We start from the raw sequence: 10,779 nt of genomic DNA, 5'->3' as shown, positions 1-10,779 counted from the left end.
CTTCTCTCATTGCGGTTTGAAATCTTAGTCCATTAAAACAAGGATGGAAACAACCCATCTCTTCTGCCAACTCTTCTCTCATTGCGGTTTGAAATCTTAGTCCATTAAAACAAGGATGGAAACAACCCATCTCTTCTGCCAACTCTTCTCTCATTGCGGTTTGAAATCTTAGTCCATTAAAACAAGGATGGAAACCAATATGTCATGAATCTGTTAAATGCCTTCGAAAAGGTTTGAAATCTTAGTCCATTAAAACAAGGATGGAAACTTACAGCAGATTTTCTGAAAAATACGGGATTATAGTTTGAAATCTTAGTCCATTAAAACAAGGATGGAATCTTTGTAATACCGCACGGATTAAAAGAATCTTTATTGGGCAAGTTTGAAATCTTAGTCCATTAAAACAAGGATGGAATCACTGCAAAAATCATCAAATAAGTTTGCGACTGTAATTTGTTTGAAATCTTAGTCCATTAAAACAAGGATGGAAACTATTAGAGGATGACTTATGAGATTGAGAATTATTATCTCTGTTGTTGTGTTTTTGTTGGTTTTTAATGTGGTTTTTGGAGCGGTTGGAAAGGCTTGTGTGGTTAAACCAGCAATAGTAAAAACTCCCACTGCAAAAACACCCAAAACCAATATTGTAAGAGACAGTACTGAAGAAAATAAACAAGGAGTTAAACCGTAACACCAATCTTAACTCACAATCAAAACACTGCAAATGAAACTAACAACTCCCAAAACCATAAGATTGGGATAGTGGAAATTTTAGCACTAATTATTTTAGCATCTGCAGGAGGGGTCTTATGTGTAATCTTATTATCTAAGATTTTTTAACCAATAAATTTTTTAGAGTGAGAATAATCTCTTTTTTATCTCACACTTCCATACTACACCACATTAATGAACTTTTAAGTTTGAATTAACCATACATTAAAACATGGGATTTTATAAATACACACAAATTAAATTTATTAAAGTTGATTTTCAATGTCTAACAAACAAACATAGTTAAATATTTATTTTATGTTTTAAAATTAAGAAATTAAAAATTTATTTGTGTGATAGGAAATGATAATTGATGTGTTGTTGTTTATCTTTGGTTTGATTCTACTCTCTTATGGTAGTGATTGGTTTATTGTTGGAAGTTCAAGAGTGGCAAAATTTTTTAAGATTTCTGATTTTGTCATTGGAGCCACAATCATAGCAGTTGGAACTTCTCTTCCTGAAATAGTAACATCCGTTTATGCTGCATGGATTAATTCTCCAGAGATTTCAACTGGAAACGCCATTGGAAGTTGTATTGCAAATGTTGGATTAGTCCTTGGATTGAGTCTTATATTTTCTCCAATAGTTATAAAAGAAAGTTCTGTGATAAAGAATACATATGCGTATGTTTTGTTTTTAATTATAGCATGTGTTTTAGGAATTTATGGATTCTCATGGGTAGATGGGATTATACTGGTATTTTTGTTTACACTCTATCTAAGATACACCACAAACAATGGAAAGGAGGAACTGAATGAAGTGGAAGAAACTTCATATGTAAGGGCTGTGATCTTACTTGTTATTGGATTAGTTGGAGTTATTTTAGGAAGTGAGATGTTTGTAAATGGAGCGAGGAATATTGCTTTAACTTTGGGAGTTTCTGAAAAGGTTGTTGGTTTCACCTTGGTTGCTTTGGGAACATCCCTTCCAGAACTTGCAGTTTCTATTGCAGCGGCAAAAAAGAAACTTGGAAATATGGTGTTGGGAAATATTGTGGGAAGTAATGTTGCAAATATTGGAGTAGCGTTGGGATTATCTGCAATTGTAACCCCCCTACCTCCCCAAAATTTGGAGATGGGGATAACTTTATTTATGGCAGTTTTATTGGCAATGTTTGCTAAGAGAAGAAAACTTGGAAGATTAGAAGGCGTTCTATTGTTGATAATGTATTGCATATTCCTATACACGTTATTCAATTGAAACTTCATGTATTTAATCGGAGGAATAACATGGAAATGGTAAAAATTAAGGTTAGGAGGTTTAATAAAGATAAGGATGAATTTGAGGAATATGAGGTTCCAAAAGGGATAGCTGTCTTAAATGCACTTGAATATATCAACAAAAATTACCATGCGAATATCTATTTTAGAAGTTCTTGTAGAGCAGGACAATGTGGAAGTTGTGCAATGTGCATAAATGGAAAGCCAAGGTTGGCATGCAAAACAAAGGTAGAAGATGGCATGATTATAGAGCCATTAAAAAATTTCGATGTCATTAGGGATTTGGTTGTTGATAGAACCCCTTACTACAAAAAATTGGCAAATTTGAGAAATTACATTGAAAGAAAAGAATATCCAGAAGATTTAGAAACTATTAAACCAGAAGATATAAACAAAGTAAAAAAGGTTAGGGGATGCATTGATTGTCTCTCCTGTTTATCAGTATGTCCTGTTAGGAAATTTACTGACTATGCAGGACCTACATTCATGAGACAACTTGCAAGGTTTGCATTTGATGTTAGGGATGAATGGGAGAGGGAAAAGATAGCATATTTTGAAAACCTCTACAACTGCACAACTTGTGCAAAATGTGTTGAAGTTTGCCCAAAGGAAATAGAGATTGTCCATTGTGCCATTGAAAAGTTGAGAGAGTTATGTTTTAAAAAGGGCTATTATTTAAAGAATCATCTTACAGTGAGGGAGAATGTTTTAAAATACAACAGGTCGGTTGAGAAAGATAAAACTCCTTTATTAGATGAAGTTAATGAAGAATATTTGGTAGAAAATGAAAAGATAAGAGTGGCCTTCTTTACTGGATGTTTAATTGATTACAGGTTGCAGAATGTTGGTATGGATGCGATAAAGGTATTAAATGCACATGGAGTTTCTGTAGTTATTCCAAAAAACCAAGTTTGTTGTGGTTCTCCATTTATAAGGACTGGGCAAACAGATATTGCTGAAAAATTAAAAAAGAAAAATTTGAAGATTTTCAACAACCTTGATGTGGAGTGTGTTGTTACGATGTGTGCTGGATGTGGTTCAACATTAAAGAATGATTATAAAGAGAGAGAATTTAAGGTTATGGACATCACAGAGATTCTGAATAAGGTTGGATTGATTGAATATAAACCATTAAACGCAACTGTAACCTACCACGATCCGTGTCATTTGAGGAGAGGACAGGGAGTTTATTATGAACCAAGGAGGATATTAAAAAGTATTCCAAACCTAAAATTTGTTGAAATGGAGATTCCAGACCAGTGTTGTGGTGCTGGTGGAGGAGTTAGAAGTGGAAAGCCGGAGGTTGCTTATGCATTAGGTAAAAGGAAGGCAAAGATGATTTTTGACACAAATGCAGATTATTTGATTACCGTTTGTCCATTTTGTGAGTACCATATAAGGGATAGTTTAAAAAAATATAAGGAAGAGAATAACATTGAAAAGGATATTGAAGTTATGAATATCACATCTTTGCTTAGTAGAGTTATATAATCCAACGTAATAGTTGTTTGTGAATTTTTGTCATTTATTCGGTCAAATAAATTTTTGAAAATAAGATCTAATTTACGCTTTTTAATTTTATGGGGAATAGAATAACGACTAAATTTATTTGGCAGAAAAAACAAAAATAGGGTGAGGACATGGTTACATACAAAGATGCAGGAGTAGACATCTACAAAGAAGATAAGGTTATAAGGGCATTAATTTCCCAGATAACGTTTAAAAGAGAGGATATAAAGCCAGTAGAATTGGAAGGGCATTATGCAGGGGCTATTGAGTTTGGGGACTATTATTTAGTCCTCTGCACTGATGGAGTTGGGAGTAAGATGATTGTTGCAGAGATGGCAAAAAAATTTGATACAGTTCCAATTGATATGATAGCAATGAACGTAAATGATGCTATCTGCATTGGAGCGGAGCCCGTTGCGTTGGTTGATTATTTGGCAGTTGAGGATATAAATGAGGAGATAGCAGAGCAAATTGGAAGAGGATTAAATGAAGGTGCAAAGGAGGCAAACATAAATATCGTTGGTGGAGAGACGGCAACACTCCCACATATGATTAAAGGCATTGATTTGGCTGGGACTGTTTTAGCCATTGTCAAAAAAGACCAAATAATCACAGGAAAAGATATAAAACCAGGAGATGTTATTGTTGGGTTGAGGAGTAGTGGGATACACAGCAATGGGCTATCATTGGCAAGAAAGGTATTCTTTGAAATTGCAAAGATGGATATAAATGATAAACTTCCACACGGAAAAACAATAGCAGAGGAATTATTAACTCCAACAAGGATTTATGTAAAGCCAGTTTTAGAGATGATTAAAAAAGTTAAGGTTAAGGGATTAGCACATGTAACGGGAGGAGGATTTAGGAAGTTGAGAAGATTGAATAAAAATGTTGCCTATATCATTGACAACCTCCCAGAGATTTTGCCAATATTTAAAGAGATTCAAAGATTGGGTAATGTTTCTGATGAGGAGATGTTTAAAACCTTCAATATGGGTATAGGATTTTGTGTTGTTGTTGATAAAGAGGATGCTGATAAGGTTATTAAAATAGCAAATTCCTACAACATCTCCGCATTTGTAATTGGAAGAATAGAGGAAGAGCCAAAAAATGAGGTAATAGTTAAGTATAATAGAAAAGAAATATTTATTAGGTAATATATCATCAAAATTATTTTTAAAGTTTTTAATTGAAATAAATAAAAAAAATAAAAATAAAAAAATGAAATTCTCTCTGATTATTCGTTATCTTCTTTACCTACAACGACAATTGTGAATACTAAATCTTCTCCTGCTAATTCATGATTGAAATCTAATGTTACATATTCATCCGTAACTTCGGTAATCCTTGCAGGAATTCCTTCAGCAAGTATCATCATACCCTCTTCTGGCTCAAAATCTGCACCTTCAAATGCAACTAAAGGAACCTTCTGAATAAGCATTTCATTTCTCTCCCCATATGCTTTCTCAGCAGGAATTGTTACAGTTTTTTCCTCCCCAATGTCCATACCTACAACTGCTTCTTCAAACCCTTCAATTAAGGCACCTTCACCAACAACAAATTCGATTGGTTCATAAATCCTTTCAGGATTGTAGATGCCTTCTTCTTTTGCCACATCTTCCATTGATGTATCAAATATTTCTCCACTTACAAGTCTTCCAACGTAATGTACTTTAACTTTATCGCCTTTTTTTATCAAAAAAATCAACTCCTTTACCTTTAGATTTATATGTTTGCTTTTGGTGGAACCACCAGTACATAATACGAAAATTTTGTTATTATATTATATATATTTTGTGATCCTATTTAATTTCAATCTCAGCACTTAAAAATACTGGCCCTCTCACGTCAATAACTCTATTTCTTCCCATAATTTGCTTTAATGCAAGTTCATCTATCTTTAAGTTTATATCACTCAAACTTCTGACGATTGGAACTCTTACCTTAGCATTTTTTTGGTTTGTTACAAGCATTTCTTCAATTTTTGCCGTTATTTTATAACAGATTCCATCTATATATCTTATTCCTGTTGAGATACCTTCTTCTTTTGCTTTCTTTAAAATATCCATATATTCCTTCTTAACTCCTTCAAAACTCTGTGGGATTCCATAGATGTTGCTGTTATAAATATAAACCTCATTTAGTATTGAAGGTCCGAGGAGTTTCTTACCCTCTTCATTTTCAAATATTTTTATTTTTATTGTTTTTTTGGTTTTGTTAAAGCTGATTTCTTTTTTAAGTTCAACAGAGCATGGGCTGTCCTTATCTTTATTTGTTATACACAAATCAATAAGTTCATCAGTCAATGCATAGAGTTCATTGGTTATTGGCAACTTGTCAATTCTTATCATCCCTGCAATTTCCCTATCACTCAAAACATTATCATAGAATTGCGGATAGACCATCTCCCTAACATCCTCATATCCATAGATAATCATAGATAACCTCTCAACACCCAAACCTAAATTCATAACTGGCACATCTATGCCATACTTTGCCAATGCAATTGGTGAATAGACACCAAATGTAGCAACCTCAATCCACTCATTTAGTTTTGGGTGGTAGGCATAGACTTCAGTTTGTGTCTCTGGGGTGTAGTATTTACTCTTTTTTTCATCTGGCCTAAATTTGAATTTTGTAAATCCAAACTGCTTTAATAACCCCTCTGCAACAATTTTTCCATCATCGATATCCACATCTTCCCCAACAACGACACATGAAGCAGAGTGGTAGGTCATTAAATGGCTTTTATCTTCCCTCTGCTCTCTTCTAAAGCACCTGTCTATTGAGAACAATTTAAATGGCAAGGGCTTTTTCTTTATTAACTCTCCAACAGTTATAAACCATCCAGAAGTCATGTGGCTCCTTAATGTTAGTGTTGTTGCCTCTGGCTTCAAATCTTTAAATTCTGGAAATACCTCCTCTAAAACCTTTAAACCCATCTCATTGCTTGTATTTAATGCCTTTGCAATCTCAAAAACCAAATCATCCCCATCTATAGTTCCCTTTTTGTATTGATGCAAAACCTTCCTTAAATTCTCTTTTTTCTCCTCATCAATGGCAATACCTAATTTTCTTATTTCTTCCACCTTACTCTCACTCAAACCAACATCAGGTCTCGGCAATCCTGCCAAATAAAAGCATCTATCCAAAACTGCCATTGCCTCTGGCCCAAATTGCTTGTAGATGTCTTGTTCATCAACAATTACTGGGTTTATATACTCCTCAAATCCCATTCTCAAATATGCCTGCCTTAATTTCTCTATGGTTTCCATTACTGGATGCGGTTTCCCATAATGGGGCTTTATCCTTGGATATCTTAAATCAACATGTTTTCTCTTTATCAACTTCTTTGTTTCTCTCCAGGCCTTCTCAAAATCCTTATTTGCCATTTCCAAAATTTTTTCTTTGTCAAACATGTTTTCTCCCCTATATACCTATTTTATTTTTATTGTTTTTTATTGAAGAATTTCTTTTAGAATTTCCCTAATTGCCAACAAATCCAACTTACTTTGTGGCTTTAAAATTCCCTCTTCAACATTAATAAATAGTATATTCTTTTTAACTGCCCATACAATTTCTTCGGTTATTTTTCTGTATGCTATTTCATCCCTATTTTTAAAATTTTCAAATAACTTAAAGACATTTTTAAATAAGTCATTATTTTCATCTTCCAAAGCATATATTAAATCTTTTAACTATCTAACTTTAAATATCAAAGATTTTTTGCAGTATTCTTTAACATCCCTACCTAATGCTTTTTCTTGAATAATATCAATCAATTTTATTGGTTTTCCTCCAAAGTATTCCCAAACGGTCTCTGTTTCTTCATCATTAAAACCATGTCTTTTTAAAAATTCCTTTGTTGTCTCATAATCAAAATCATCAACTAAATAATATTTACATCTATCTTGCAACATCGCTTCATTATAAACCTTATCAATAAATAAGGAATCAGAACTTAAACATAAAATATGTGCCAAATGTCTATGTTTGGTTAAACTGATGAAGAAGTTAAATAATTCATAAATTAAGTAACCATTAATCTTTAAGTCCCCAATAACTTGTAAGTTCTTTGGAGCGAAGCGACAAAGATTTTGGAAACCGAAGGTTTCCAAGACATCAATTATTAAGATTGGTTTTTTCCCCATTAATTGCAATTCCTCAAAAACATCAATAATATATTCAAAAACATCGTCTGATTTTTTATCCTTAAACAACTCATTTAGTAAATCCTTTGGAATAGGAATACCAAAAATCTCATTTGGTAGTTTAGGAACAATAATCCTTAAAAATTCTTTAACATCGTCAATATCTGTTTTGTGTGCTTTAAATAATACCCTAACAAAATCATCATATCTTGATATAAAATGTGCTCTTAAATCAATATAAAAAACTATATAGTCGTTTGGTAATTTTTTGATGATTTCATTAATTAAGGCAGTTTTTCCGCTATTTATTGGACCATATATAAAATAAATTAAATTTGGTTCAAAAGATAGGATGTTAGTTAAATCTTTTATTTCCTTCTCTCTATTAAAAAATTCCATTTAAATCACCAATTTTAATCCTAATTTTCATATAAAGCATTATCATCAAAATATTATCACTTATGTGTCTCAACAACCCCTTTAATGGCATTTACAACATACTCCACTTGCTCCCATGTTAAGCCATAAACGCTCATCTTAATTTCCTTTGTTACTCCCCTCCTAATTCCACCAATACCTCTTTTCTTTAACTCTTCATAGAAGAAGAATCCCCTTCTTTTATCTTTTTTAGCAATTTCATCCAATACTGGTGTTTCAAATTTAATTAAATCATGTTCCTTTGGTTTTACCCCCAATTGCTTAAATCCAATTTTCTCCAACTCATCAACAACATACCTTGTTTTTTTAACCTCTTCATCCCATCTTTTTACCCTCTCAACTACATGTGGAAAACTTGCCATTAATGTAACTATAGGCAATCCCCTACTTGTACATCCAAGCATTTCAATTTCTTTTATTGGGAATTTCTCTGATGTTTTTAATATCTTCTCCGCAAATTCTTCTTTAAATGCCAATAAACCACATGGTCCTGATGCAGACATACTCTTATGCCCCGATGCTACAATGAAGTCAGCGTTTAATTTTTTCCCATCTACTGGCATTCTCCCAACACTGTAAGCACAGTTCAATAAAAATGGATATCCCTTTTCTTTTGCTATCTTTCCAACCTTTTTAGCATCTTCAACATTCCCAAAATTCCCATCGACGTGAGTTAATAAAATTAAGCCAATATTTTTACCCTTATCCTCCAAATTATCAATAACCTCTTTATATTTCTCTGGATTTATTCTAAATGTTGGATATCCATCACTTTCAACATCTACAACATTCAATCTTGACCTTTCAGCAGAAACATAAGTTGTGTAGTGGGCATTCCCATCCACAACTACATAATCCCCTTCATTACAAATTGAATGCATAACTATGAATTTTCCTTCTCTTGCTCCATGTGTAGGTCTTGAGATGTCCAAATTTACAAACTTTGAAAAGTCCTCCAAAAACTCACATATTGGAGGCGTAGAAACCTGGTCTAATCTCCCACCGCAGTAATCGCATACACTGTAACCATCCCAAAACTCATAAACTGCCTTTTTTGCTTCAACTGGTAGTATTCCTCCTCTTTGGATTGGGTTTAGGTTTATAATTTCCCTTTCAAAGTTCCTTGTAAGATTCTTATATTTATCCAAATTAATCTTCAAAATAATCACCTTTATTGTAATTTAATTAATATAACATAATTTTTCCTGTATTATTAAGATTGTTGTTAAACGTTCATGAAATTTAAGATAATGATAAACATTCACAGACGACTATAAAAAATTATTATTTAGATGTAAGTTAGAACTCCCTTTCCGTTGAAAATTTAACTTCTTCCTCACCAAACAGCTTATTAATCATCCAATCTACATCAAATTCAATTAAATCCCCATACCTCTGCCCAACACCCAAATACAAAATTGGTTTTCCAATGGCATAGGCGATAGATAAGGCAGATCCTCCTTTTGCATCTGCATCGACCTTGGTTAAGATAACTCCATCAATATTCACTGCGTTATTAAATTCCTCCGCCTGATAAATTGCATCATTTCCAGCCAATGCATCACCAACAAATATAACCAAATCTGGCTTTGTAACCCTAACAACCTTTTTCATTTCATCCATTAGGTTGATATTTGTCGCCTGCCTTCCTGCAGTATCTGCTAAAACAACATCAATACCCCTTGCCTTTGCATGCTGTATAGCATCATAAATAACTGCTGCACTATCTGCCCCTTTCTGATGCTTTATAACCCTAACACCGACGTTTTTTGCATGCTGCTCCAATTGCTCAATTGCTCCTGCTCTAAATGTATCTCCCGCCGCTAAAACAACAGAATAACCTTTATTTTTTAATTTATATGCCAACTTTGCAATGGATGTGGTTTTTCCAGTTCCATTAATTCCCACAAATACAAAGACAGCAGGTTCTCCTTTTTTCTTTTTTTCTTTAATAATTTCTTCAACATCTATAACTTCTTGGGACAAAATTTCCCTTATGGCATTTTTTAATGCATTTATTGTAACTTCTCCTGGATCATCATTAGGAGAGATTTTCATTCCAATTAGTTGGTCTTTTAATGATTCAATAATTTTTTCAACAACAACATAGGCAACATCCGCCTCCAACAATTCCAACTCCAACTCTTCTAAAACATCCTCAATATCATCCTCTGTAATAACAACTTCTTTTTTAAGAACTTTTTTAATAGTTTTTGTAATTTTGAACCTATCAAAGAAACTAATTTCTTTCTTCTGTGGAGTTTCTTCTATTTTTTCTTTTTCTTCCTTCTCTTTGACTAGAGTATCGCATTTTAAACCATGTTCTTTTTCACTCTTTATTATTTGGGTTTCATTCTCTACCTTTTCAGGAGTTACTTCTTTTGCTTCTCCCTTTTTATATATCTTTTCAGTGAGTTTTGAGACCGTTTTTCCCAATTTCTCCTTCAATTTCCCAAACATAACCGTCACCATTAAAAACCTTACATTCTCTTTAAACCCTTATTATATATATAGGACTTTCGCAAATACATTTAAATACTTAGATTAACAATAAACCAGTTTCTTTACATAAAGAGATTATGGCATTCCCAACGGCTATTCGATTTAGTTCTCTTCTAACTCATACCAAGTAATCTTTTATCGATTCTAATTTTCTCTAAAATAAAGAAAGCCCTCATAGCTAACGAAAT

Annotated in this window: 10 protein-coding genes, 1 pseudogene and 1 CRISPR repeat array; of the genes and pseudogenes, 4 read left to right on the top strand and 7 right to left on the bottom strand. The window is 33.0% G+C overall.

Features of this window, described 5'->3' with window-relative positions; translation table 11 throughout:
- Positions 1 to 14: 14 nt before the first annotated feature.
- Positions 15 to 490: a CRISPR direct-repeat array (repeat unit 35 nt; unit sequence GTTTGAAATCTTAGTCCATTAAAACAAGGATGGAA).
- Between the two features lie 18 nt (positions 491 to 508).
- The 4 genes from METFODRAFT_RS08315 to purM all read left to right on the top strand — a co-directional run bounded on the left by METFODRAFT_RS08315 (position 509) and on the right by purM (position 4,657).
- Entirely contained in the window at positions 509 to 691 is a 183-nt protein-coding gene (locus tag METFODRAFT_RS08315; RefSeq protein ID WP_007045150.1) for a hypothetical protein, read from the top strand.
- A 383-nt stretch (positions 692 to 1,074) separates the two neighbouring features.
- On the top strand, positions 1,075 to 1,971 hold the full coding sequence (locus METFODRAFT_RS08310) for a calcium/sodium antiporter (protein WP_007045149.1): 897 nt from the start codon (positions 1,075 to 1,077) through the stop codon (positions 1,969 to 1,971).
- A 29-nt stretch (positions 1,972 to 2,000) separates the two neighbouring features.
- Positions 2,001 to 3,482: a fumarate reductase (CoM/CoB) subunit TfrB gene (gene tfrB, locus METFODRAFT_RS08305; RefSeq protein WP_007045148.1), complete on the top strand. Its 1,482-nt coding sequence runs from the start codon at positions 2,001 to 2,003 to the stop codon at positions 3,480 to 3,482.
- Between the two features lie 149 nt (positions 3,483 to 3,631).
- On the top strand, positions 3,632 to 4,657 hold the full coding sequence (gene purM, locus METFODRAFT_RS08300; RefSeq protein WP_007045147.1) for a phosphoribosylformylglycinamidine cyclo-ligase: 1,026 nt from the start codon (positions 3,632 to 3,634) through the stop codon (positions 4,655 to 4,657).
- A gap of 80 nt (positions 4,658 to 4,737) precedes the next feature.
- On the opposite strand, the gene METFODRAFT_RS08295 is transcribed toward purM, so the two are convergent.
- The 7 genes and pseudogenes from METFODRAFT_RS08295 to METFODRAFT_RS11970 all read right to left on the bottom strand — a co-directional run.
- Positions 4,738 to 5,199: an FKBP-type peptidyl-prolyl cis-trans isomerase gene (locus tag METFODRAFT_RS08295; RefSeq protein WP_007045146.1), complete on the bottom strand. Its 462-nt coding sequence runs from the start codon at positions 5,197 to 5,199 to the stop codon at positions 4,738 to 4,740.
- A 103-nt stretch (positions 5,200 to 5,302) separates the two neighbouring features.
- Positions 5,303 to 6,919, bottom strand: coding sequence for an O-phosphoserine--tRNA ligase (gene sepS / locus METFODRAFT_RS08290; RefSeq protein ID WP_007045145.1), 1,617 nt, complete (start codon positions 6,917 to 6,919; stop codon positions 5,303 to 5,305).
- A gap of 39 nt (positions 6,920 to 6,958) precedes the next feature.
- Positions 6,959 to 7,186 (bottom strand): hypothetical protein, encoded by a 228-nt coding sequence (locus tag METFODRAFT_RS11805; RefSeq protein WP_342626867.1) that lies wholly within the window; start codon positions 7,184 to 7,186, stop codon positions 6,959 to 6,961.
- A gap of 12 nt (positions 7,187 to 7,198) precedes the next feature.
- A complete protein-coding gene (locus METFODRAFT_RS08285) occupies positions 7,199 to 8,050 on the bottom strand; it encodes an ATP-binding protein (RefSeq protein ID WP_007045143.1) in 852 nt (283 codons plus the stop codon).
- 56 nt (positions 8,051 to 8,106) lie between these two features.
- Complete coding sequence (pscS, locus tag METFODRAFT_RS08280) at positions 8,107 to 9,249, bottom strand: O-phospho-L-seryl-tRNA:Cys-tRNA synthase (protein WP_007045142.1); 1,143 nt, start codon at positions 9,247 to 9,249, stop codon at positions 8,107 to 8,109.
- Positions 9,250 to 9,388: 139 nt separating this feature from the next.
- Complete coding sequence (gene ftsY, locus METFODRAFT_RS08275) at positions 9,389 to 10,549, bottom strand: signal recognition particle-docking protein FtsY (protein ID WP_048115789.1); 1,161 nt, start codon at positions 10,547 to 10,549, stop codon at positions 9,389 to 9,391.
- 79 nt (positions 10,550 to 10,628) lie between these two features.
- Positions 10,629 to 10,779 (bottom strand): annotated as a pseudogene (locus tag METFODRAFT_RS11970) (IS701 family transposase); the annotation flags it as partial.

The organism is Methanotorris formicicus Mc-S-70, from assembly GCF_000243455.1.
In the GTDB taxonomy this organism is placed as follows: Archaea; AGJL01; Methanococci; order Methanococcales; family Methanococcaceae; genus Methanotorris; species Methanotorris formicicus.
The sequence above is the reverse complement of the archived record's forward strand: the minus strand, read 5'-3'. Positions and strand labels throughout refer to the sequence as shown.

Bases quoted from the DNA above. Each gene is read 5' to 3' on its own strand.
- METFODRAFT_RS08315 (WP_007045150.1), top strand. From the start codon at position 509: ATGAGATTGAGAATTATTATCTCTGTTGTTGTGTTTTTGTTGGTTTTT.
- METFODRAFT_RS08310 (WP_007045149.1), top strand. From the start codon at position 1,075: ATGATAATTGATGTGTTGTTGTTTATCTTTGGTTTGATTCTACTCTCT.
- tfrB (WP_007045148.1), top strand. From the start codon at position 2,001: ATGGAAATGGTAAAAATTAAGGTTAGGAGGTTTAATAAAGATAAGGAT.
- purM (WP_007045147.1), top strand. From the start codon at position 3,632: ATGGTTACATACAAAGATGCAGGAGTAGACATCTACAAAGAAGATAAG.
- sepS (WP_007045145.1), bottom strand. From the start codon at position 6,919: ATGTTTGACAAAGAAAAAATTTTGGAAATGGCAAATAAGGATTTTGAG.
- METFODRAFT_RS08285 (WP_007045143.1), bottom strand. From the start codon at position 8,050: ATGGAATTTTTTAATAGAGAGAAGGAAATAAAAGATTTAACTAACATC.
- ftsY (WP_048115789.1), bottom strand. From the start codon at position 10,549: ATGTTTGGGAAATTGAAGGAGAAATTGGGAAAAACGGTCTCAAAACTC.